At 63.1% G+C, this 22,605-nt stretch carries 19 protein-coding genes; 15 read left to right on the top strand and 4 right to left on the bottom strand.

Annotated features, from left to right (window positions below):
* Positions 1-55 precede the first annotated feature (55 nt).
* Positions 56-2,167 carry an elongation factor G gene (gene fusA / locus CAG44_RS13745; RefSeq protein ID WP_085692323.1) on the top strand — a complete coding sequence of 704 codons (2,112 nt, stop codon included), beginning with the start codon at positions 56-58 and terminating at the stop codon, positions 2,165-2,167.
* Between the two features lie 112 nt (positions 2,168-2,279).
* On the opposite strand, the gene CAG44_RS13740 is transcribed toward fusA, so the two are convergent.
* Positions 2,280-3,722, bottom strand: coding sequence for a SulP family inorganic anion transporter (locus CAG44_RS13740; RefSeq protein WP_025339918.1), 1,443 nt, complete (start codon positions 3,720-3,722; stop codon positions 2,280-2,282).
* Positions 3,723-3,806: 84 nt separating this feature from the next.
* On the bottom strand, positions 3,807-5,513 hold the full coding sequence (locus tag CAG44_RS13735) for a S8/S53 family peptidase (RefSeq protein WP_085692322.1): 1,707 nt from the start codon (positions 5,511-5,513) through the stop codon (positions 3,807-3,809).
* Positions 5,514-5,668: 155 nt separating this feature from the next.
* Between CAG44_RS13735 and CAG44_RS13730 the strand changes: the two genes are divergently transcribed.
* Both CAG44_RS13730 and aceA read left to right on the top strand, forming a co-directional pair.
* Positions 5,669-6,433 (top strand): secretin N-terminal domain-containing protein, encoded by a 765-nt coding sequence (locus CAG44_RS13730; RefSeq protein WP_170929302.1) that lies wholly within the window; start codon positions 5,669-5,671, stop codon positions 6,431-6,433.
* 489 nt (positions 6,434-6,922) lie between these two features.
* Positions 6,923-8,248: an isocitrate lyase gene (gene aceA, locus CAG44_RS13725; protein ID WP_013973380.1), complete on the top strand. Its 1,326-nt coding sequence runs from the start codon at positions 6,923-6,925 to the stop codon at positions 8,246-8,248.
* A gap of 246 nt (positions 8,249-8,494) precedes the next feature.
* On the opposite strand, the gene CAG44_RS13720 is transcribed toward aceA, so the two are convergent.
* On the bottom strand, positions 8,495-8,758 hold the full coding sequence (locus tag CAG44_RS13720; protein ID WP_023660664.1) for a DUF3077 domain-containing protein: 264 nt from the start codon (positions 8,756-8,758) through the stop codon (positions 8,495-8,497).
* A gap of 155 nt (positions 8,759-8,913) precedes the next feature.
* Positions 8,914-9,156, bottom strand: a complete 243-nt coding sequence (locus CAG44_RS13715; protein ID WP_085692321.1) for a hypothetical protein — start codon at positions 9,154-9,156, stop codon at positions 8,914-8,916.
* Positions 9,157-9,650: 494 nt separating this feature from the next.
* On the opposite strand from CAG44_RS13715, the gene CAG44_RS13710 reads away from it, so the two are divergent.
* From CAG44_RS13710 to nuoL, 12 genes are all read left to right on the top strand, one after another.
* Entirely contained in the window at positions 9,651-10,313 is a 663-nt protein-coding gene (locus CAG44_RS13710; protein ID WP_085692320.1) for a lysoplasmalogenase, read from the top strand.
* Between the two features lie 383 nt (positions 10,314-10,696).
* Positions 10,697-11,110, top strand: a complete 414-nt coding sequence (locus CAG44_RS13705; RefSeq protein WP_003251427.1) for an NADH-quinone oxidoreductase subunit A — start codon at positions 10,697-10,699, stop codon at positions 11,108-11,110.
* Between the two features lie 9 nt (positions 11,111-11,119).
* Positions 11,120-11,797 carry an NADH-quinone oxidoreductase subunit B family protein gene (locus tag CAG44_RS13700; RefSeq protein ID WP_003251429.1) on the top strand — a complete coding sequence of 226 codons (678 nt, stop codon included), beginning with the start codon at positions 11,120-11,122 and terminating at the stop codon, positions 11,795-11,797.
* A gap of 78 nt (positions 11,798-11,875) precedes the next feature.
* Positions 11,876-13,657, top strand: coding sequence for an NADH-quinone oxidoreductase subunit C/D (gene nuoC / locus CAG44_RS13695; protein ID WP_013973384.1), 1,782 nt, complete (start codon positions 11,876-11,878; stop codon positions 13,655-13,657).
* Positions 13,658-13,659: 2 nt separating this feature from the next.
* Positions 13,660-14,157, top strand: coding sequence for an NADH-quinone oxidoreductase subunit NuoE (gene nuoE / locus CAG44_RS13690; protein ID WP_003251433.1), 498 nt, complete (start codon positions 13,660-13,662; stop codon positions 14,155-14,157).
* Positions 14,154-15,518, top strand: a complete 1,365-nt coding sequence (gene nuoF, locus CAG44_RS13685) for an NADH-quinone oxidoreductase subunit NuoF (protein ID WP_025339923.1) — start codon at positions 14,154-14,156, stop codon at positions 15,516-15,518. Before nuoE ends, nuoF begins: the two co-directional genes overlap by 4 nt.
* Before the next feature lie 132 nt (positions 15,519-15,650).
* The gene (gene nuoG / locus CAG44_RS13680) at positions 15,651-18,365 is read left to right on the top strand and encodes an NADH-quinone oxidoreductase subunit NuoG (RefSeq protein WP_075045810.1); all 2,715 of its coding nucleotides are present in this window, start codon (positions 15,651-15,653) and stop codon (positions 18,363-18,365) included.
* On the top strand, positions 18,362-19,369 hold the full coding sequence (nuoH, locus tag CAG44_RS13675) for an NADH-quinone oxidoreductase subunit NuoH (RefSeq protein ID WP_003251440.1): 1,008 nt from the start codon (positions 18,362-18,364) through the stop codon (positions 19,367-19,369). Before nuoG ends, nuoH begins: the two co-directional genes overlap by 4 nt.
* 11 nt (positions 19,370-19,380) lie before the next feature.
* The gene (gene nuoI, locus CAG44_RS13670) at positions 19,381-19,929 is read left to right on the top strand and encodes an NADH-quinone oxidoreductase subunit NuoI (RefSeq protein WP_003251442.1); all 549 of its coding nucleotides are present in this window, start codon (positions 19,381-19,383) and stop codon (positions 19,927-19,929) included.
* A gap of 10 nt (positions 19,930-19,939) precedes the next feature.
* Positions 19,940-20,440, top strand: a complete 501-nt coding sequence (gene nuoJ / locus CAG44_RS13665; protein WP_003261007.1) for an NADH-quinone oxidoreductase subunit J — start codon at positions 19,940-19,942, stop codon at positions 20,438-20,440.
* 3 nt (positions 20,441-20,443) lie between these two features.
* Complete coding sequence (gene nuoK / locus CAG44_RS13660; RefSeq protein WP_003251446.1) at positions 20,444-20,752, top strand: NADH-quinone oxidoreductase subunit NuoK; 309 nt, start codon at positions 20,444-20,446, stop codon at positions 20,750-20,752.
* On the top strand, positions 20,749-22,602 hold the full coding sequence (nuoL, locus tag CAG44_RS13655; RefSeq protein WP_025339925.1) for an NADH-quinone oxidoreductase subunit L: 1,854 nt from the start codon (positions 20,749-20,751) through the stop codon (positions 22,600-22,602). Before nuoK ends, nuoL begins: the two co-directional genes overlap by 4 nt.
* Positions 22,603-22,605 lie beyond the last annotated feature (3 nt).

The following is a 22,605-nucleotide window of genomic DNA, read 5'->3' as shown; positions in this document are numbered from 1 at the left end:
GGATTCTCCCGTTCTGCTACCGTGGGAGAATCCGCTCATCCGCAGGTAGTCCGCCATGGCCCGTACAACGCCCATCGAGCTGTACCGCAATATCGGTATCGTCGCCCACGTGGACGCCGGCAAGACCACGACCACCGAGCGGATCCTGTTCTACACCGGGGTCAACCACAAGATGGGCGAAGTGCACGATGGTGCCGCGACCATGGACTGGATGGCCCAGGAGCAGGAGCGCGGCATCACCATCACCTCGGCGGCGACCACTGCCTTCTGGCAGGGCTCGACCAAGCAGTTCGCCCACAAGTACCGCTTCAACATCATCGACACCCCGGGCCACGTCGACTTCACCATCGAGGTGGAGCGCTCGCTGCGCGTGCTCGATGGCGCGGTAGTGGTGTTCAGCGGCGCGGACGGGGTCGAACCGCAGTCCGAGACCGTATGGCGCCAGGCCAACAAGTACCATGTGCCGCGCCTGGCCTACATCAACAAGATGGACCGCCAGGGCGCCGACTTCCTGCGCGTGGTCAAGCAGATCGACCAGCGCCTGGGCCACCACCCGGTGCCGATCCAGCTGGCCATCGGCAGCGAAGAGAACTTCATCGGCCAGATCGACCTGGTGAAGATGAAGGCCATCTACTGGAATGATGCCGACCAGGGCACCAGCTACCGCGAAGAAGACATCCCTGCCGAGCTGCAGGCGCTGGCCGACGAGTGGCGCGCGCACATGATCGAGGCAGCGGCCGAGGCCAATGACGAGCTCACCATGAAGTTTCTCGATGGCGAGGAACTGAGCGTCGACGAAATCAAGGCCGCACTGCGCCAACGCACCATCGCCAATGAAATCGTCCCGACCATCCTCGGCTCGTCGTTCAAGAACAAGGGCGTGCCGCTGATGCTCGACGCGGTCATCGACTACCTCCCCGCCCCGTCGGAGATCCCGGCCATCAAGGGCACCGACCCGGATGACGAAGAAAAGCACCTGGAGCGCCACGCCGACGACAGCGAGCCGTTCTCGGCCCTGGCATTCAAGATCGCCACCGACCCTTTCGTCGGCACCCTGACCTTCGCCCGGGTCTACTCCGGCGTGCTCAGCTCCGGCAACGCGGTACTCAACTCGGTAAAGGGCAAGAAGGAACGCATCGGCCGCATGGTGCAGATGCATGCCAACCAGCGCGCCGAAATCAAGGATGTGTGCGCCGGCGACATCGCCGCGCTCATCGGCATGAAGGACGTGACCACCGGCGACACCCTGTGCGACATGGACAAGCCGATCATCCTCGAACGCATGGACTTCCCCGACCCGGTAATTTCCGTGGCGGTGGAGCCCAAGACCAAGGCCGACCAGGAAAAAATGGGCATCGCCTTGGGCAAGCTGGCCCAGGAAGACCCGTCATTCCGCGTGCGCACCGACGAGGAGACCGGCCAGACCATTATCTCGGGCATGGGCGAGTTGCACCTGGACATCATCGTCGACCGCATGCGCCGCGAGTTCAACGTCGAGGCCAACATCGGCAAGCCGCAGGTGGCCTACCGCGAGAAAATCCGCAACACCTGCGAGATCGAGGGCCGCTTCGTCCGCCAGTCCGGCGGCCGAGGCCAGTACGGCCACTGCTGGATCCGCTTCGCCCCCGGCGACGAGGGCAAGGAAGGCCTGGAGTTCATCAACGAGATCGTTGGCGGCGTGGTCCCACGCGAATACATCCCGGCTATCCAGAAAGGCATCGAGGAGCAGATGAAGAACGGCGTGCTGGCCGGCTACCCGCTGATCAACCTGAAGGCGGCTGTGTTCGACGGCTCGTACCACGATGTCGACTCGAACGAAATGGCCTACAAGATCGCCGCCTCTATGGCCACCAAGCAGCTGTCGCAGAAAGGTGGGGCGGTGTTGCTGGAACCGGTGATGAAGGTGGAAGTGGTGACCCCGGAGGAATACCAGGGTGACATCCTCGGCGACCTGAGCCGGCGCCGCGGGATGATCCAGGACGGTGACGAAACGCCGGCCGGCAAGGTGATCCGTGCCGAGGTGCCGCTGGGCGAGATGTTCGGCTACGCCACCTCGATGCGCTCCATGACCCAGGGCCGGGCCAGCTTCTCGATGGAGTTCACCCGTTATGCCGAGGCACCGGCGAGCATTGCCGATGCCATCGTCAAGAAGAACCGCGGGGAGTGATTCGTTCGCCTGTGCTGGCCTCTTCGCGGCTAAAGCCGCTCCCACAGGGAATGCATAACCCCTGTAGGAGCGGCTTTAGCCGCGAAGAGGCCAGCACAGGCAACAACCCTTCTCAATGCTGCTCCCCAGCCCGCTTCAGCAGCTTCTTGCAGCGCTCGGACAGATGCACCACCCGCAACTGCTTGCCCGCCCTCGCATACCGCTCCCGCAAGGTCTTCAACGCCGCAATCGCGGAATAATCGACAAAGCTCAGATGCTGGCAATCCAGGGTCACCTTGGCCGGGTCGTTAGCAGGGTCGAACTGGTTCAGGAACACCGTAGTCGAGGCAAAGAACAGCGTGCCATGCACCTGGTAATGCTTGCCCTCCTCTGCATCCTCATGGCTGTCGGCATACAGCTCCCGCGCATGCTGCCAGGCAAAGTTCACCGCCGCGATGACAATGCCGAACAGCACCGCCACCGCCAGGTCGGTGAGCACCGTCACCACGGTCACGGCAATGATCGCCAGCACATCGCTCAGCGGCACCTTGTGCAGCACCCGCAACGACGCCCAGGCAAAGGTCTGCTGCGCCACCACGAACATCACCCCGACCAGCGCCGCCAGCGGAATACGCTCGATCAGCGGCGACAGGAACAGCACGAACAGCAGGACCATCACCCCGGCCACCACACCCGACAGCCGGCCACGGCCATTGGAGCTGAGGTTGATCACCGTCTGGCCGATCATCGCGCAACCACCCATGCCACCGCACAGGCCGGAAACCATGTTGGCCGCGCCCAGTGCCACGCACTCGCGGTCCGGGTAGCCACGGCTCTCGGTGATTTCATCGGTCAGGTTGAGCGTAAGCAGGGTTTCCAGCAGGCCGACCATGGCCATCAGCACCGCATAGGGGGCGATGATCTTCAGGGTCTCGAGGTTCCAGGGCACGTCCGGCAGGGCCAGCTGCGGCAGGCCACCGGCGATGCGCGCCATGTCGCCCAGGGTGCGTGTGGGCAGGCCGAGCAGGTACACCAGCAAACCAACGCCAAGGATCGCCACCAGCGCTGGCGGCACCGCACGGGTCAACTTCGGCAGCACGTAGACCACCGCCATGGTCAGCGCCACCAGGCCGATCATCAGGTACAGCGGCGTACCGCCGAGCCAGTGCCCGCCCTCCTTGAAGTGCTCCAGCTGGGCCATGGCAATGACGATCGCCAGGCCGTTGACGAAGCCGAGCATCACCGGGTACGGCACCAACCGCACCAGCTTGCCCAGGCGCAGCAAGCCGAACAGGATCATCACCACGCCGCCCAGCAAAACCGTGGCCAGCAGGTACTGCGCACCGTGCTGCACCACCAGCGCAACGATTACCACCGCCATCGAGCCGGCGGCCCCGGAAATCATCCCCGGCCGACCACCGAACAGCGCCGTCAGGGTGCAGATGATGAAGGCGCCATACAGGCCCATCAGCGGGTTGAGGTGAGCCACCAGGGCAAAGGCGATGCACTCGGGCACCAGGGCGAACGAGGTGGTCAGGCCGGCGAGCACGTCGGCGCGAAGTCGGGCGGGTTTCATGGGCATCCTGTGGTGCAGTCCGGATGGACGGATCGAAAACAAGCGGGCGCGATGTTACGGAATTTGTCTGGCAGCGGCCACCGTTCAGCGCACCCGCTCCCGGCTTTGCACGGCCAGGTCCAGAGCGCGCTGCATGTCCAGGCGCGCCGAACGCCCCAGGTCGGGGTGGTTCAGTTGGCCGCCACGCTCAGACGGCAGGATCGGCGCCGTCAGGTCCTCGGCGTCCATCGCTTCGAAATCCTGCTCGGCGCCCAGGGTCAAGGCGCTGCGCCGCAACAGCATGCGCACCTGTTCGGGGGTCAGCGCCGGGTTGATCGACAGCATCGTCGCCACGGTTGCAGTCACCAGCGGTGTTGCGTACGACGTGCCACAATGCGCAGCGCCCGCACCCGGGCGAATGCAGGCCGCCGCACTGACATCCACACGCATGTCGATGTTGGAGCTATGGCGCTTGCGCACATGGCCAGGGTGTTCGACCGCCACTGACTTGTCACTGCGCTGGTGCCCGCCCACCACCAGCAATTGTTCGGTGATGAACGACGATGGCAGGCGATATTCATCGGTACCCGACCAGGACGCACCATTACCCGCCGAGTTGACCACCACCACATCAGGGTGCTCGGCGCGCAGCCACAGGAAGAACTCCTCGAGCAGTTCCTCATAGCCACTCATGGCCAGCCCGGAACGCACCAGCGAATCGACTTCGTCACCTTTGACATCGCGCGCCCCTACCCGATGGATGCCCCAGCTCCAGTTCAACACCCGCACCCCATCCTCGACCAGGTTCACCGATGCAGCGATGTTGGCGGTGATACCGGCATCCGAGTTGCGCTCGACAATCACCTCGAAGCCAGGACTGTGCTTGCCCAGCCTTGGCAAAAAGCCTTCATCCGGGTTCGCCAGGATACCGGCCACATGGTTTCCGTGGCTGCCTGGGCGGTCACCGTCGCGCGCATACAGGCACGTCTGCGCCTGCTCGCAGCGCCCTCGATAATGGCTGAAGCCTGGCGCGTCGAAGTCCACCTCTCGCTCGATCACCCCGACCCGCACCGGTTGCACCGGCAAGCTGGAAGCGGCAATTCGCCGCTGGTAGTAGTACAGCGCGTCCATGAAGCGGTTGGCGGCCCATTCATCCGCCTGATCGATGGCCAGGGCGTCGCGCCCGCTGCCTTCCTCGCCACGCTCCGGGGCAGTCTCCTCGACAATCACTGCATCCACGCTGACTTCACTGCCCATGCGCAGGATCATCGCGTCGCGCTGCACCAGGTCGCCCACCGGCAAGCGCAACTGGTAGACATTCAGCGGCGGTATGGCACCCACGACCTGGGCGCCGTACTTCCCGGCGATCCGTCGGGCTTCGCCGAGGCCATCATGTTTTTCCTCGATCAAAAGGCTTACCAGGTCCACATAGGTGGTGAGGCCATCCATGTTCTTCGCCACTTCATCAGGCCCGGCGGCCATAACATGGCTGCGCTGGCGGGTCAGCCAAACCGGGTTGCTGGTGCGCTCGCCGTCCTCCAGCCACAGCGGAGCACTGCGCAGGGCTTGTTTGGCCAATTTCAGCGTAAGCCGGTCACCTTGCCGCTCGAAATCGGCTGTCGGCAGCCGCACACCACCGAGCCAGACCGTCGGCAGCTGCGCCCCAAGCCCCTCGGCGCGCAGGCACCATTGCTGCTGGCCATCGCCAAACAGGTCGCCACAACGCTGCAGCTGTTTGATGCGCAACGAATCAGCTGCAGCCTCGGCACCAAGGCTGCAAAGCCATAACAACAGGATCAGACCACGCTTCATGCCATCAGCCCCACTCACTCCCTGTGAATGCGACTGACGGGAAAGATCAAAGGTTCAGCTATGGCGGACAGCCGTCTCGCCCCAGGTGCTTTCGTAGCCACTTCCCCATCATCGCCATGATCCAGACCCGGCAGGAAGTCAGTAAATTTGCCATCATGTCCATTCCACCTGCGGAGATCATGGACATGCCGCTACGCCCCCTATTCGCCGCCTTGCTGCTGGCCGCCAGCCTCACCGCCCAGGCCGCCACCGAGGTATTGCCGCTACAACACCGCAGCAGCGCCGAACTGCTGCCCGCCGCCCAGGCATTCATCGGCAAGGACGGCACGGTCAGCGCCTTCGAGAACAAGCTGATCGTCAACGCCAGCCCCGAGCGCATCGACGACCTGCGCACCCTGCTGCAACAGCTGGACACCGCACCCAAGCGCCTGCTGATCAGCGTCGACAACAACGACAGCAACTTCCAGGACAACCGTGGCAACGCACGTGTCATTCACTACGGCACCAGCAACCGTGATGGCGGCATGCAGCAGATTCAGGCCAGCGAAGGCCAGCCGGCGCTGATCCAGGTCGGCCAGAGCATCCCGATCACCAGCACCAGCACCGACGGCTACGGGCGCATCCAGAGCAATACCGAATACCGCAACGTGACCCAGGGTTTCTACGTCACGCCCAGCTTGAGCGGCGATACGGTTCGTCTGCAAATAAGCACCAATAATGACCGTATCAGCCAGGAACGTGCTGATGTAGTGAAAGTGCAAAGCACCGACACGACAATCACCGGCAAGCTCGGAGAATGGATCACCCTGGCCGGCTACAACCAGCAGAGCCAAGCCGACCGTAGCGCGTCAAGTCACAGTTACAGCACCCAACGGGGTGAAAACATGACTTTGCGTGTCAAAGTCGACCTTCTCGACTGATCCCAGGCAATTCAAGGCCTCGACCAAAGGCCTTGAAACTGACTGCCAAGTCGCATTAGACCAAAGATGTAGTAAGTGAAAAAAACCACTACAAAACATTTGACAGGGTCTTTTTCCCAAGGGCATGATGGCCTCGCTCCCGCTAATCAGGGGCCCTGGCAAGGGCCTTCGAGGCGCACTCCTCCCACCCCTGGAGGCGTCTCGTGTCTATACGGCCCACAAGGCGGTTCGACGGGATTGCGACTGCAACGAAGAAGTTGTCCCGAGGGACGGAAGCGCATCACCGCAGTACTGGCAATCGCGTAGCACCGCAGCAAGGCAACCACGAGCCAACCTGCCGGAGCGCCCTTTCGCCTGGCCTGCACACCCTTCCCCTTCGAGCCTTCGCGTTCGCCGCCGCACTCCTGCGAACAGGACAGCCGCCAGCTCCTGATCTGCTCCGAGCATCAGCACAATTACCCCAAGATCGATGCGACGAGGTTTATTTCCATGGCACTGACACGCGAACAGCAAATTGCAGCCCTCGAGAAAGACTGGGCCGAGAACCCGCGCTGGAAAGGCGTGACCCGTACCTACACCGCCGCTGATGTCGTTCGCCTGCGTGGCTCCCTGCAGCCGGAGCACACCCTGGCCCGCCTGGGTGCAGAAAAACTGTGGAAGCTGGTCACCGAAGGTGCCCACCCGTCCTTCCGCCCAGAAAAAGATTTCGTCAACTGCATGGGCGCCCTGACCGGCGGCCAGGCAGTGCAGCAGGTCAAGGCCGGCATCCAGGCCATCTACCTGTCCGGCTGGCAGGTTGCCGCCGACAACAACTCGGCCGAGTCCATGTACCCTGACCAGTCGCTGTACCCGGTCGACTCGGTACCGACCGTGGTCAAGCGCATCAACAACGCCTTCCGCCGCGCCGACCAGATCCAGTGGAAAGCTGGCAAGAACCCGGGCGACGATGGCTACATCGACTACTTCGCACCGATCGTGGCCGACGCCGAAGCCGGTTTCGGTGGCGTACTGAACGCCTACGAGCTGATGAAGAACATGATCGAAGCAGGCGCCGCCGGCGTGCACTTCGAAGACCAGCTGGCCTCGGTGAAAAAATGCGGCCACATGGGTGGCAAGGTGCTGGTACCGACCCAGGAAGCCGTGCAAAAGCTGGTGGCCGCGCGCCTGGCAGCTGACGTATCGGGCGTGCCGACCATTATCCTGGCCCGTACCGACGCCAACGCCGCCGACCTGCTGACCAGCGACTGCGACCCGTACGACCAGCCATTCGTGATTGGCGAGCGCACCCGTGAAGGCTTCTACAAGGTACGCGCCGGCCTCGACCAGGCCATCGCCCGCGGCCTGGCCTACGCGCCGTACGCCGACCTGATCTGGTGCGAAACCGCCAAGCCGGACCTGGACGAAGCCCGCCGCTTCGCCGAAGCGATCAAGAAGGAGTACCCGGACCAGATCCTGTCGTACAACTGCTCGCCGTCCTTCAACTGGAAGAAGAACCTGGACGACGCGACCATCGCCAAGTTCCAGCGCGAGCTGTCGGCCATGGGCTACAAGCACCAGTTCATCACCCTGGCCGGCATCCACAACATGTGGCACGGCATGTTCAACCTGGCGCATGACTACGCCCGCAACGACATGACCGCCTACGTGAAGCTGCAGGAGCAGGAATTCGCTGACGCCAACAAAGGCTACACCTTCGTGGCGCACCAGCAGGAAGTGGGCACTGGCTACTTCGACGACATGACCACCGTGATCCAGGGTGGCGCATCGTCGGTGACGGCACTGACCGGTTCGACCGAGGAAGAGCAGTTCCACTGATAGTGGGTTGCTGTTGAAGAAAGGCCCGAGGCTTGCTGAAGCCCCGGGCCTTTCTTTTTGGTCCGTACCACACCCTTCAAGGACAACAGGTTAGCGCCGAACATGTGGGAGCGGCCTTGCGTCGCGAAAGGGCCGCAAAGCGGCCCCCGCAATCTTGCGATGATGCACAAATTCCGGGGGCGCTTCGCACCCCAATCGCGACGCAAGGCCGCTCCCACAGGAGAAATCGCGCCTGTCGGTAGCACCTCAGTGCTTCATGCCCAGCTCCGCATCATCCATCAGCGCCTTGGCCATCGCGCTCAGATAGTGGGCGGCCCAGATCATCATCGGTTTCTCATCCATCAGGCCGGTGATGGTCAGTTCGCGCACATAGCCCATCAGCTCCGAGGACTGCTCGCGGGCATCCCGACAAGGAATGCCGGGCTCGATGCGGAACAGTGGGTGAGTACCGTTTTCACCTTGGTAGAAGGTGGTTTTGCCGACGGTGAACTGGGTATCTTCTGTTGTCATTGATCATTCCCCTGAAAACTCTCGACTGCCAGGGCCGGCCTCTTCGCGGGCTCGCCCGCTCCCACAGGTACTGTGCAAACCTTGAAGGCTGTGGTGATCCTGTGGGAGCGGGCGTGCCCGCGAAAGGGCCGGCCATGGCAACACATTAATCAGCCTTAGTGCAAAGTCCTGGGCTCGCCGGGCATCTGCACCTGAATCAATGCCGACTCAAGCAAAGCCCGCAGCGCCTCAAGCTCGTGCATCGAGGTCATCATCAGGATCGACGCCGAGGATTTGGGCTGCAGCAGCAAGGCCTGATGCACCACGGTCGCCGCGCACAGCGCGTAGTCGGTGGCCTGGATCAGGGTGTCTTCGAGGGAATGGGGGTTGTGGGGTGGATCGGGGACAACTTTTAGCATGACTCGCTCCTTTCTTTCCTGTTTGGCTACCATCCGCCCGCTGTCAAACGGTTGGGTGGCAGCTATGCGCGGGTTGACAGACCGGTGGAAAGAAAGAAAGACCGGCGCACGCGAGCGTGCCCACACGCACAGCCGCCATTGAGGCAAAGCGAGTGCACCTTCTTTCAATTCCGGCCTGTCAAAGCCGTGTCGTTGATGTGCAACGGCACGCCGAGACTAGAGCGCTGCCACAGCAGCCGCAACGGAAAAAAGGCGACAGGAGTATGTTTGGGAAATGGCCTACATGGAAGGGGACAAATCTGTTTTATGCCGCACTTCGGCAGCACCCGCACCGACCTATTCGCGGGTAAACCCGCTCCCACAGGGCCTGTGTAAGTCTTGATGACTGTGGTGATCCTGTGGGAGCGGTTTTACCCGCGAAAGGGCCGGTACAGGAGGAAGCAAAACCCACGATCAGGTCTATGCTTGAGGCAGCACAGCCGCAAGGACCGCCCATGCTTCGTCCAAGCCACCTGATGATTCTCGCCCTGGTCGCCGCCGCCCTCTATATATATGCACTGGCCAGCGACAACACCCTGCTCGCCCTGCTGGCGAAACCGTTCCCGGTACTGGCCCTGATCGCTTGGCTGCGCAGTGCTCCAGCCACACCTTATTGCCGCTGGATCACCCTCGGTCTGGCATTCTCGGTACTCGGCGACATCCTGCTGGCCATCCCCGCCGACCTGTTCGTGTTCGGCCTGGCCGCCTTCCTCTGCGCCCACCTGGCCTACCTGCGCGCCTATTGCAGCCAGACCCTGCGCCCAGCCCTGCCCGCACTGCTGCTGAGCGCCATCACCGGCATCACTTTGCTCGGCGTGCTGGCAAGCCACGGCCTCGGCCCGCTACTGATCCCGGTCGTGCTCTATGCCTTGGCCATCAGCGCCATGCTCTGGCGCGCCCTGGCCTGCGGCGGGCTAGCCGCGCTCGGCGCCTGCCTGTTCGTACTCTCCGACAGCCTGATCGGTATCGACCGCTTCGTCAGCCCGTTCCCCGCCGCGCCGTACATGATCATCCTCACCTACTGGCTCGGCCAGTGGGCGATCGCTTCATCAGCCAGTCATCGCTCAATCGATAAAGTATTGACCCAGAGCGGGGCAAGCGGCGTCGGAAGCTGCTAGAACAGGCGTTTTTCGCATTTGCAAGTAGGGGGAATCGCCAGATGAACTTTACAAGACGCAGAACAGGGGAAATATCAGGCATCAGGTCAAATGATATCAATTATCATTACGAAACTTGCAATTCGTTACCCGTCGCAAGAAACATAATTAACAAAACCGCACGCAATGCCCGAATCTCAAGGCTTTCAGCCAGTTACAAGCGGCTTTTGTACTTAATCCTACGAATAAATTTGCGACAGAAATTTTACTTGCACGGGGTTTACCCATAAAATCAGCGCGATTGATTCAGCTGCGACATTTGGTCACTGCATGTGCGACACCAAGTCGCCGCTCTACACTTATTTCAGACTGCAGAGCTGGGTCTCTGTATAAGGATCTCTAGCATGTCCGATTCGGCAGGACTCATCGCCCACAACTGGGGCTTTGCCATCTTCCTCCTGGGTGTCGTCGGCCTGTGCGCCTTCATGCTCGGCCTGTCCAGCCTGCTCGGTAGCAAGGCCTGGGGCCGCGCCAAGAACGAACCCTTCGAATCCGGCATGCTGCCCGTCGGCAGCGCCCGCCTGCGCCTGTCCGCCAAATTCTATCTGGTCGCGATGCTGTTCGTGATCTTCGATATCGAAGCCCTCTTTCTCTTTGCATGGTCTGTGTCCGTCCGCGAAAGCGGCTGGACCGGATTCGTCGAAGCACTCGTTTTCATAGCAATTCTGTTGGCTGGTCTTGTCTACCTATGGCGCGTCGGGGCACTTGATTGGGCTCCCGAAGGTCGCCGCAAGCGGCAAGCGAAGCTGAAACAATGAGGCTTTGGCATGCAATACAATCTCACCAGAATCGATCCGGATGCGCCCAACGAGCAGTACCCGGTCGGTGAACGGGAAACCGTCACCGATCAACTGCTGGAGGACCAGGTCCACAAGAACATCTTCATGGGCAAGCTTGAAGATGTGCTGCGTGGCGCGGTCAACTGGGGTCGCAAGAACTCCCTCTGGCCGTACAACTTCGGCCTGTCCTGCTGCTACGTGGAAATGACCACGGCCTTCACGGCACCCCACGACATCGCCCGCTTCGGCGCCGAAGTCATCCGGGCATCGCCGCGTCAGGCCGACTTCATGGTCATCGCCGGTACCTGCTTCGTCAAGATGGCGCCGATCATCCAGCGCCTGTACGAGCAGATGCTCGAGCCGAAATGGGTCATCTCCATGGGTTCGTGCGCCAACTCCGGCGGCATGTACGACATCTACTCGGTCGTTCAGGGGGTCGACAAGTTCCTCCCCGTGGACGTCTATGTGCCTGGCTGCCCGCCACGCCCTGAGGCTTTCCTGCAAGGCTTGATGCTGCTGCAGGAGTCGATCGGCCAAGAACGACGCCCGCTTTCCTGGGTTGTTGGTGATCAAGGTATTTACCGTGCCGAGATGCCAGCCCAGAAAGACCTGCGTCGTGAGCAGCGCATTGCAGTAACCAACCTGCGCAGCCCCGACGAAGTCTGATCCAGCGACCTGCCGCCCGCTCCCCTGGAGCCGGCGGCCTGGCTTCATTCTTAACGTTGACCCAAAGCGACCGAGACCATGACAGCGGACAACGCTATTTTCATTCCGCCCTACAAGGCTGACGACCAGGATGTGGTCGTCGAACTGCACAACCGTTTTGGCGCCGAAGCATTCGTCGCCCAGGAAACCCGCACCGGCATGCCCGTGCTGTGGGTCAAGCGCGAGCAGCTCAAGGAAGTGCTCAGCTTCCTGCGCGGCGTGGCCAAACCGTACAGCATGCTGTACGACCTGCACGGCGTCGACGAGCGCCTGCGCACCCAGCGCCGCGGCCTGCCAGCTGCCGACTTCAGCGTGTTCTACCACCTGCTGTCGATCGAGCGTAACAGCGATGTGATGATCAAGGTGTCGCTCAGCGAAGGCGACCTGAACCTGCCGACCGTGACCGGTATCTGGCCGAACGCCAACTGGTACGAGCGCGAAGTCTGGGACATGTTCGGCATCGACTTTGCCGGCCACCCGCACCTCAGCCGCATCATGATGCCGCCCACCTGGGAAGGCCACCCGCTGCGCAAGGACTACCCGGCCCGCGCCACCGAGTTCGATCCCTACAGCCTGACCCTGGCCAAGCAGCAGCTTGAAGAGGAATCGGCACGCTTCAACCCGGAAGCCTGGGGCATGAAGCGCCAGGGCGCCAACGAGGACTACATGTTCCTCAACCTCGGCCCCAACCACCCTTCCGCGCACGGTGCCTTCCGTATCGTCCTGCAGCTGGACGGTGAAGAGATCGTCGACTGCGTACCGGACATCGGCTACCACCACCGTGGCGCCGAGAAAATGGCCGAGCGCCAGTCCTGGCACAGCTTCATCCCCTACACCGACCGCATCGACTACCTCGGCGGGGTAATGAACAACCTGCCGTACGTGCTCGCGGTCGAGAAGCTGGCCGGCATCAAGGTGCCACAGAAGGTCGACACCATCCGCGTGATGCTGGCCGAGTTCTTCCGTATCACCAGCCACCTGCTGTTCCTGGGTACCTACATCCAGGACGTCGGCGCCATGACCCCGGTGTTCTTCACTTTCACCGACCGCCAGCGCGCCTACACCGTGATCGAAGCGATCACCGGTTTCCGCCTGCACCCGGCCTGGTACCGCATCGGTGGCGTCGCCCACGACCTGCCGCGCGGCTGGGACAAACTGGTCAAGGACTTCGTCGAATGGCTGCCCAAGCGCCTCGACGAGTACGAAAAGGCCGCCCTGCAGAACAGCATCCTCAAGGGCCGTACCATCGGCGTTGCCGCGTACAACACCAAGGAAGCCCTGGCCTGGGGTACCACCGGTGCCGGCCTGCGTGCCACCGGTTGCGACTTCGACCTGCGTAAAGCCCGCCCCTACTCCGGCTACGAGAACTTCGAGTTCGAAGTACCGCTGGCCCACAACGGCGATGCCTACGATCGCTGCATGGTCCGTGTCGAGGAGATGCGCCAGAGTATCCGCATCATCGACCAATGCCTGCGCAACATGCCGGAAGGCCCGTACAAGGCGGATCACCCGCTGACCACGCCGCCGCCGAAAGAGCGCACCCTGCAGCACATCGAAACCCTGATCACGCACTTCCTGCAAGTCTCGTGGGGCCCGGTCATGCCGGCCAACGAGTCGTTCCAGATGATCGAGGCGACCAAGGGCATCAACAGTTACTACCTGACGAGCGATGGCGGCACCATGAGCTACCGCACCCGGATCCGTACCCCGAGCTATCCGCACCTGCAGCAGATCCCTTCGGTGATCAAAGGCAGCATGGTCGCCGACCTCATTGCGTACCTGGGCAGTATCGACTTCGTTATGGCTGACGTGGACCGCTAAGCATGAACAGCACGCTTATCCAGACAGACCGTTTCGCCCTGAGCGAAACCGAGCGCTCGGCCATCGAGCACGAAATGCATCACTACGAGGACCCGCGCGCGGCGTCCATCGAAGCCCTGAAGATCGTCCAGAAGGAACGTGGCTGGGTGCCGGACGGCGCCATCCACGCCATCGGCGAAGTACTGGGCATCCCGGCCAGCGACGTCGAAGGTGTCGCCACCTTCTACAGCCAGATCTTCCGTCAGCCGGTCGGCCGCCACATCATCCGCGTGTGCGACAGCATGGTCTGCTACATCGGCGGCCATGAATCCGTGGTCAGCCAGATTCAAAGCGAACTGGGCATCGGCCTGGGCCAGACCACCGCCGACGGGCGCTTCACCCTGCTGCCGGTATGCTGCCTGGGCAACTGCGACAAGGCCCCGGCGCTGATGATCGACGACGACACCTTCGGTGACGTGCAGCCGGCTGGCGTTTCCAAACTGCTGGAGGGTTACGTATGACCATTACTTCCTTCGGCCCGGCCAACCGCATCGCGCGCACGGCCGAAACCCACCCGCTGACCTGGCGCCTGCGTGACGACGGCGAGCCGGTCTGGCTTGCCGAGTACGAATCGAAGAACGGCTACGCTGCCGCCCGCAAGGCGCTGGCGCAGATGTCGGCCGACGACATCGTGCAAAGCGTCAAGGACTCCGGCCTCAAGGGCCGCGGTGGTGCGGGCTTCCCCACTGGCGTGAAGTGGGGCCTGATGCCCAAAGACGAATCCATGAACATCCGCTACCTGCTGTGCAACGCGGACGAAATGGAGCCGAACACCTGGAAGGACCGCATGCTGATGGAGCAACAGCCCCATCTGCTGGTCGAGGGCATGCTGATCAGCGCCCGCGCCCTGAAGGCCTACCGTGGCTACATCTTCCTGCGTGGCGAATACACCACCGCAGCAAAAAACCTCAACCGCGCCATCGAGGAAGCCAAGGCCGCCGGCCTGCTGGGCAAGAACATCCTCGGCAGCGGTTTCGATTTCGAGCTGTTCGTGCACACCGGTGCCGGCCGCTACATCTGTGGTGAAGAAACCGCACTGATCAACTCGCTGGAAGGCCGCCGCGCCAACCCGCGCTCCAAGCCGCCCTTCCCTGCCGCCGTTGGCGTGTGGGGCAAGCCGACTTGCGTGAACAACGTCGAAACCCTGTGCAACGTCCCGGCCATCGTCGCCAACGGCAACGACTGGTACAAGTCGCTGGCCCGCGAAGGCAGCGAAGACCACGGCACCAAGCTGATGGGCTTCTCCGGCAAGGTCAAGAACCCGGGCCTGTGGGAACTGCCGTTCGGCGTCACCGCCCGCGAACTGTTCGAAGACTATGCCGGCGGCATGCGCGACGGCTTCAAGCTCAAGTGCTGGCAGCCAGGCGGCGCCGGTACCGGCTTCCTGCTGCCCGAGCACCTCGACGCGCAGATGTACGCCGGCGGCATCGCCAAGGTCGGCACCCGTATGGGTACCGGTCTGGCCATGGCGGTGGACGACAGCATCAACATGGTTTCGCTGCTGCGCAACATGGAAGAGTTCTTCGCCCGCGAGTCGTGCGGCTGGTGCACCCCATGCCGTGACGGCCTGCCGTGGAGCGTGAAGATGCTGCGCGCACTGGAAAAAGGCCAGGGCCGCGCCGAAGACATCGAGACGCTGCTGGGCCTGGTCAACTTCCTCGGCCCTGGCCGTACCTTCTGTGCTCACGCACCAGGTGCCGTCGAGCCGCTGGGCAGTGCCATCAAATACTTCCGCTCGGAATTCGAGGCAGGTGTCGCTCCAGCTGGTGCTGGCGATGCGCTGCGTCCGAACCTGGCGAAGCCGATCGTGGTCGGCGCATAACAAGATGATTAGGCGGGTGGTCCGTGCCACTCGCCAGCTTGCCGGCAGGCCCGAGAAATCGTGGCGTGTCGCAAGCTCACCGATTTCCATTAGCCACGCCCGCTCACGCGGGCCAACGAAGAACTTTGAACAATGGCCACTATCCACGTAGACGGCAAAGCGCTCGAAGTCAACGGTGCAGACAACCTGTTACAGGCCTGTCTGTCGCTCGGCCTCGACATCCCTTATTTCTGCTGGCACCCGGCGCTTGGTAGCGTTGGCGCCTGCCGGCAGTGCGCGGTCAAGCAGTACACCGACGAGAACGACACCCGCGGTCGTATCGTCATGTCCTGCATGACCCCTGCCTCCGACGGCACCTGGATCTCCATCGACGATGAAGAGTCCAAGGCGTTCCGCGCCAGCGTCGTCGAATGGCTGATGACCAACCACCCGCACGACTGCCCGGTGTGCGAGGAAGGCGGTCACTGCCACCTGCAGGACATGACGGTAATGACCGGCCACAACGAGCGCCGCTACCGTTTCACCAAGCGTACCCACCAGAACCAGGACCTCGGCCCGTTCATCGCCCATGAGATGAACCGCTGCATCGCCTGCTACCGCTGCGTGCGCTACTACAAGGACTATGCCGGTGGTACCGACCTGGGCGTTTACGGCGCCCACGACAACGTGTACTTCGGCCGCGTCGAAGACGGCGTGCTGGAAAGCGAATTCTCCGGCAACCTGACCGAGGTCTGCCCGACCGGCGTGTTCACCGACAAGACCCACTCCGAGCGCTACAACCGCAAGTGGGACATGCAGTTTGCCCCGAGCATCTGCCACGGCTGCTCCAGCGGCTGCAACATCAGCCCGGGCGAGCGCTACGGCGAACTGCGTCGGGTGGAAAACCGCTTCAACGGTTCGGTCAACCAGTACTTCCTGTGCGACCGTGGCCGCTTCGGCTATGGCTACGTCAACCGCAAGGATCGCCCACGCCAGCCACACCTGGCCGACGGCACCAAGCTGGGCCTGGACGCCGCCCTGGACAAGGCCGCCGACCTGCTGCGCGGCCGTACCATCGTCGGTATCGGCTCGCCACGCGCCAGCCTGGAAAGCAACTACGGCCTGCGTGAGCTGGTCGGTGCCGAGTACTTCTACTCGGGTATGGAAGCCGGCGAACTGGCCCGCGTACGCCTGGCCCTGAACGTGCTGAACAACAGCCCGCTGCCGGTGCCGACCCTGCGTGACATCGAAGACCACGACGCCGTGTTCGTGCTCGGTGAAGACCTGACCCAGACCGCTGCCCGCGTCGCCCTGGCCGTGCGCCAGGCCACCAAGGGCAAGGCCGAGGCCATGGCCGAAGCGATGAAGGTGCAGCCGTGGCTCGACGCCGCCGTGAAGAACATCGGCCAGCACGCGCTGTACCCGCTGTTCATCGCTTCGCTGGCTGAAACCAAGCTGGACGACGTTGCCGAAGAATGCGTGCACGCCGCCCCGGCCGACCTGGCCCGCATCGGTTTCGCCGTGGCCCACGCCATCGACCCGAGCGCCCCTGCCGTAGAAGGCCTGGACGCCGAAGCGAAAGCCCTGGCCCAGCGCATCGCCGACGCCCTGGTCGCAGCCAAGCGCCCACTGGTCGTGGCCGGTACCTCGCTGGCCGACCCGGCGCTGATCGAAGCCGCCGCCAACATCGCCAAGGCGCTGAAGCTGCGCGAGAAGAACGGCTCGCTGAGCCTGGTGGTGCCTGAAGCCAACAGCCTCGGCCTGGCCATGCTCGGTGGCGAGTCGGTCGATGCCGCGCTGGACGCGGTCATCAGCGGCAAGGCCGACGCCATCGTCGTGCTGGAAAACGACCTGTACGCCCGCGTACCGGCCGCCAAGGTCGATGCAGCCCTGGCCGCGGCCAAGGTAGTGATCGTTGCCGACCACTCGAAAACCCCGACTGTCGACCGCGCCCACCTGGTGCTGCCGGCCGCCTCGTTCGCCGAAGGCGACGGTACCCTGGTCAGCCAGGAAGGCCGTGCCCAGCGCTTCTTCCAGGTATTCGACCCGCAATACCTGGACAGCAGCATCCAGATCCACGAAGGCTGGCGCTGGATGCACGCCCTGCGTGCCACCCTGCTGAACAAGCCGGTCGACTGGACCCAGCTGGACCACGTCACCAGCGCCTGCGCCGAAGCCGCCCCGCAACTGGCCGGCATCGTCAACGCCGCGCCAAGCGCCGCGTTCCGCATCAAGGGCATGAAACTGGCCCGTGAGCCGCTGCGCTACTCCGGCCGTACCGCCATGCGCGCCAACATCAGCGTGCACGAACCGCGTACCCCGCAAGACAAGGACACCGCGTTCGCCTTCTCCATGGAAGGCTATTCGGGTTCGGCCGAACCGCGCCAGCAGGTGCCGTTCGCCTGGTCGCCGGGCTGGAACTCGCCGCAAGCCTGGAACAAGTTCCAGGACGAGGTCGGTGGCCACCTGCGTGCCGGTGACCCGGGCGTTCGCCTGATCGAATCGCAAGGCGACCGCCTGCACTGGTTCAACGCCATTCCGGGCGCCTTCAACCCGGCCCGTGGCACCTGGACTGCCGTACCGTTCTTCCATCTGTTCGGCAGCGAAGAAAGCTCCTCGCGCGCCGCCCCGGTGCAAGAGCGCATCCCGGCAGCCTACGTGGCCCTGGCCAAGTCCGAAGCCGACCGCCTGGGCGTCAACGACGGTGCCCTGCTGAGCCTGAACGTTGCCGGTGTGGCCCTGCGCCTGCCGCTGCGTATCAATGAAGAGCTGGGCGCTGGCCTGGTCGCGTTGCCGAAAGGCCTGGCCGGCATTCCGCCTGCCATCTTCGGTGCATCCGTCGAAGGTCTGCAGGAGGCAGCACAATGAGCTGGTTCACCCCCGAAGTGATCGATGTGATCCTGACCGTACTGCGGGCCATCGTGGTCCTGCTGGCGGTGGTGGTCTGCGGCGCGCTGCTCAGCTTCGTCGAGCGCCGCCTGCTGGGCTGGTGGCAGGACCGTTACGGTCCGAACCGCGTCGGCCCGTTCGGCATGTTCCAGATCGCTGCCGACATGCTGAAGATGTTCTTCAAGGAAGACTGGAACCCGCCCTTCGTCGACCGCGTGATCTTCACCCTGGCACCGGTAGTGGCCATGAGCGCCCTGCTGATCGCCTTCGTGGTCATCCCGATCACCCCGACCTGGGGTGTCGCCGACCTGAACATCGGCCTGCTGTTCTTCTTCGCCATGGCCGGCCTGTCGGTCTACGCGGTGCTGTTCGCCGGCTGGTCGTCGAACAACAAGTACGCCCTGCTGGGCAGCTTGCGTGCCTCGGCACAGACCGTGTCGTACGAAGTGTTCCTGGGCCTGGCGCTGATGGGCGTGGTGGTGCAGGTGGGTTCGTTCAACATGCGCGACATCGTTGAATACCAGGCCCAGAACCTGTGGTTCATCATTCCGCAGTTCTTCGGCTTCTGCACCTTCTTCATCGCTGGCGTCGCCGTGACTCACCGTCACCCGTTCGACCAGCCAGAAGCGGAACAGGAACTGGCCGACGGCTACCACATCGAGTATGCCGGCATGAAATGGGGCATGTTCTTCGTCGGTGAGTACATCGGCATCATCCTCATCTCGGCGCTGCTGGTAACCCTGTTCTTCGGCGGCTGGCACGGCCCGTTCGGCATCCTGCCGCAACTGTCGTTCCTGTGGTTCGCGCTGAAGACCGCGTTCTTCATCATGCTGTTCATCCTGCTGCGCGCCTCGATCCCGCGCCCACGCTATGACCAGGTGATGGACTTCAGCTGGAAGTTCTGCCTGCCGCTGACCCTGATCAATTTGCTGGTGACCGCTGCGATCGTGCTCTACAACACGCCAGCCGTCGCGGCCCAGTGAGGATTTGACCCATGTTCAAGTATATCGGCGACATCGTTAAGGGCACCGGCACCCAGCTGCGCAGCCTGGCAATGGTGTTCTCCCACGGGTTCCGCAAGCGCGACACCCTGCAATACCCCGAAGAGCCCGTGTACCTGCCGCCGCGCTACCGCGGCCGCATCGTCCTCACCCGCGACCCCGATGGCGAAGAGCGCTGCGTAGCGTGCAACCTCTGCGCGGTGGCCTGCCCGGTCGGCTGCATCTCGCTGCAGAAGGCCGAGACCGAGGACGGCCGCTGGTACCCGGAGTTCTTCCGCATCAACTTCTCGCGCTGCATCTTCTGCGGCCTGTGTGAAGAAGCGTGCCCGACCACCGCGATCCAGCTGACTCCGGATTTCGAAATGGCCGAGTTCAAGCGTCAGGACCTGGTGTACGAGAAAGAAGATCTGCTGATCTCCGGCCCCGGCAAGAACCCTGACTACAACTTCTACCGTGTTGCCGGCATGGCAATCGCTGGCAAGCCGAAGGGCTCTGCACAGAACGAAGCCGAGCCGATCAACGTGAAGAGCTTGCTCCCATAAGGACAGAAAGATGGAATTCGCTTTCTACTTCGCATCCGGGATCGCCGTGGTCTCCACCCTTCGGGTGGTGACCGGCACCAACCCCGTGCACGCCTTGCTTTACCTGATCATTTCGCTGATTTCCGTGGCCATGATCTTCTTCGCCCTGGGTGCGCCGTTCGCCGGCGCCCTGGAAGTGATCGCCTACGCCGGTGCCATCATGGTGCTGTTCGTGTTCGTGGTGATGATGCTCAACCTCGGGCCGGCTTCGGTCGCCCAGGAACGGGGCTGGCTCAAGCCCGGTATCTGGGCCGGGCCGGTGATCCTCGCCGCCCTGCTGCTGCTGGAGCTGCTGTACGTGCTGTTCGTCACCCCGAGCGGCGCCGGCATCAGCGGTACCACCGTGGGCCCGAAAGAAGTCGGCATCAGCCTGTTCGGCCCCTACCTGCTGGTGGTCGAACTGGCTTCGATGCTGCTGCTGGCCGCGGCCGTCACCGCCTTCCACCTGGGCCGCAACGAGGCGAAGGAGTAAATCATGGGTGCTATCCCTCTCGAGCATGGTCTGGCAGTCGCCGGCATCCTGTTCTGCTTAGGTCTGGTTGGCCTGATGGTCCGCCGCAACATCCTCTTCGTGCTCATGAGCCTGGAAGTCATGATGAACGCCTCTGCCCTGGCGTTCGTCGTCGCCGGTGCCCGTTGGGTCCAGCCCGACGGCCAGGTGATGTTCATTCTGGTGATCAGCCTGGCAGCCGCCGAGGCCAGTATTGGCCTGGCCATCCTGCTGCAGCTGTATCGCCGCTTCCACACTCTCGACATCGATGCTGCCAGTGAGATGCGCGGATGAACCTTCTCTTCCTGACTTTCGTCTTCCCCCTCGTCGGCTTCCTGCTGCTGTCGTTCTCGCGCGGGCGGTTCTCGGAGAACCTGTCCGCCCTGATCGGCGTCGGCTCGGTAGGCCTTTCGGCCGCCACCGCCGCCTACGTCATCTGGCAATTCAACGTCGCCCCGCCTGAGGGCGGCGCGTACAGCCAGCTGCTGTGGCAGTGGATGTCGGTGGACGGCTTCGCGCCGAACTTCACCCTGTACCTGGACGGCCTGTCGGTCACCATGCTCGGCGTGGTCACCGGTGTCGGCTTCCTGATCCACCTGTTCGCCTCCTGGTACATGCGTGGCGAAGCCGGCTACTCGCGCTTCTTCGCGTACACCAACCTGTTCATCGCCAGCATGCTGTTCCTGGTGCTGGGCGACAACCTGCTGTTCATCTACTTCGGCTGGGAAGGCGTGGGCCTGTGCTCGTACCTGTTGATCGGTTTCTACTACAGCAACCGCAACAACGGTAACGCGGCACTCAAGGCATTCATCGTCACCCGTATCGGCGACGTGTTCATGGCCATCGGCCTGTTCATCCTGTTCGTCCAGCTGGGTACCCTGAACGTGCAGGAGCTGCTGGTGCTGGCCCCGCAGAAGTTCCAGGCTGGCGACACCTGGATGGTGCTGGCAACCCTGATGCTGCTGGGTGGTGCGGTCGGTAAATCGGCCCAGCTGCCACTGCAGACCTGGCTGGCCGACGCGATGGCCGGCCCTACTCCGGTCTCCGCACTGATCCACGCGGCAACCATGGTGACCGCGGGCGTGTACCTGATCGCCCGTACCAACGGCCTGTTCCTGCTGGCGCCGGACATCCTGCACCTGGTAGGCGTGGTCGGTGGCGTGACCTTGGTACTGGCCGGCTTCGCCGCGCTGGTGCAGACCGACATCAAGCGTATCCTCGCCTACTCGACCATGAGCCAGATCGGCTACATGTTCCTGGCCCTGGGCGTTGGCGCCTGGGACGCGGCGATCTTCCACCTGATGACCCACGCCTTCTTCAAGGCCCTGCTGTTCCTTGCCTCCGGTGCGGTGATCGTTGCCTGCCACCACGAGCAGGACATCTTCAAGATGGGCGGCCTGTGGAAGAAACTGCCGCTGGCCTACGCCAGCTTCGTGGTCGGTGGCGCTGCCCTGGCTGCCCTGCCGATCGTGACCGTGGGCTTCTACTCCAAGGACGAGATCCTCTGGGAAGCCTTCGCCAGCGGCAACACCGGCCTGCTGTACGCCGGCCTGGTCGGTGCGTTCATGACCTCGCTGTACACCTTCCGCCTGATCTTCATCGCCTTCCACGGCGAAGCCAAGACCGAAGCCCACGCTGGCCACGGCATCAGCCACTGGCTGCCGCTGGGCGTGCTGATCGTGCTGTCGACCTTCGTCGGCGCCTGGATCACCCCGCCGCTGGCAGGTGTGCTGCCTGAAAGCGCCGGCCACGCCGGTGGCGAAGCCAAGCACGCGCTGGAGCTCACTTCGGGCGCCATCGCCATCGCCGGTATCCTGCTGTCGGCCCTGCTGTTCCTGGGCAAGCGCCGCTTCGTCAGCGCCGTCGCCAACAGCGGTATCGGTCGTGTCCTGTCGGCCTGGTGGTTCGCCGCCTGGGGCTTCGACTGGATCTACGACAAGCTGTTCGTCAAACCTTACCTGCTGATCAGCCACATCCTGCGCAAGGACCCGGTTGACCGCAGCATCGGCCTGATCCCTCGCCTGGCTCGCGGCGGCCACGTCGCCATGAGCAAGACCGAGACCGGCCAGCTGCGCTGGTACACCGCTTCGATCGCCGTTGGCGCAGTGCTGGTACTCGGCGCTGTGGTAGTGGCCGCGGTATGACCA

This window comes from Pseudomonas sp. B13(2017), from assembly GCF_002113245.1.
GTDB classification, from domain to species: Bacteria; Pseudomonadota; Gammaproteobacteria; order Pseudomonadales; family Pseudomonadaceae; genus Aquipseudomonas; species Aquipseudomonas putida_Z.
The sequence above is the reverse complement of the archived record's forward strand: the minus strand, read 5'-3'. Positions and strand labels throughout refer to the sequence as shown.

Excerpts from the sequence above, each read along its gene's own strand:
- CAG44_RS13700 (WP_003251429.1), top strand. The coding sequence starts at position 11,120 with ATGCAATACAATCTCACCAGAATCGATCCGGATGCGCCCAACGAGCAG.
- aceA (WP_013973380.1), top strand. The coding sequence starts at position 6,923 with ATGGCACTGACACGCGAACAGCAAATTGCAGCCCTCGAGAAAGACTGG.
- CAG44_RS13715 (WP_085692321.1), bottom strand. The coding sequence starts at position 9,156 with ATGCTAAAAGTTGTCCCCGATCCACCCCACAACCCCCATTCCCTCGAA.
- nuoF (WP_025339923.1), top strand. The coding sequence starts at position 14,154 with ATGACCATTACTTCCTTCGGCCCGGCCAACCGCATCGCGCGCACGGCC.
- nuoE (WP_003251433.1), top strand. The coding sequence starts at position 13,660 with ATGAACAGCACGCTTATCCAGACAGACCGTTTCGCCCTGAGCGAAACC.
- nuoC (WP_013973384.1), top strand. The coding sequence starts at position 11,876 with ATGACAGCGGACAACGCTATTTTCATTCCGCCCTACAAGGCTGACGAC.
- CAG44_RS13720 (WP_023660664.1), bottom strand. The coding sequence starts at position 8,758 with ATGACAACAGAAGATACCCAGTTCACCGTCGGCAAAACCACCTTCTAC.
- CAG44_RS13710 (WP_085692320.1), top strand. The coding sequence starts at position 9,651 with ATGCTTCGTCCAAGCCACCTGATGATTCTCGCCCTGGTCGCCGCCGCC.
- nuoI (WP_003251442.1), top strand. The coding sequence starts at position 19,381 with ATGTTCAAGTATATCGGCGACATCGTTAAGGGCACCGGCACCCAGCTG.
- CAG44_RS13705 (WP_003251427.1), top strand. The coding sequence starts at position 10,697 with ATGTCCGATTCGGCAGGACTCATCGCCCACAACTGGGGCTTTGCCATC.
- fusA (WP_085692323.1), top strand. The coding sequence starts at position 56 with ATGGCCCGTACAACGCCCATCGAGCTGTACCGCAATATCGGTATCGTC.
- nuoL (WP_025339925.1), top strand. The coding sequence starts at position 20,749 with ATGAACCTTCTCTTCCTGACTTTCGTCTTCCCCCTCGTCGGCTTCCTG.
- CAG44_RS13730 (WP_170929302.1), top strand. The coding sequence starts at position 5,669 with ATGTCCATTCCACCTGCGGAGATCATGGACATGCCGCTACGCCCCCTA.
- nuoJ (WP_003261007.1), top strand. The coding sequence starts at position 19,940 with ATGGAATTCGCTTTCTACTTCGCATCCGGGATCGCCGTGGTCTCCACC.
- nuoH (WP_003251440.1), top strand. The coding sequence starts at position 18,362 with ATGAGCTGGTTCACCCCCGAAGTGATCGATGTGATCCTGACCGTACTG.
- nuoK (WP_003251446.1), top strand. The coding sequence starts at position 20,444 with ATGGGTGCTATCCCTCTCGAGCATGGTCTGGCAGTCGCCGGCATCCTG.
- CAG44_RS13735 (WP_085692322.1), bottom strand. The coding sequence starts at position 5,513 with ATGAAGCGTGGTCTGATCCTGTTGTTATGGCTTTGCAGCCTTGGTGCC.
- CAG44_RS13740 (WP_025339918.1), bottom strand. The coding sequence starts at position 3,722 with ATGAAACCCGCCCGACTTCGCGCCGACGTGCTCGCCGGCCTGACCACC.
- nuoG (WP_075045810.1), top strand. The coding sequence starts at position 15,651 with ATGGCCACTATCCACGTAGACGGCAAAGCGCTCGAAGTCAACGGTGCA.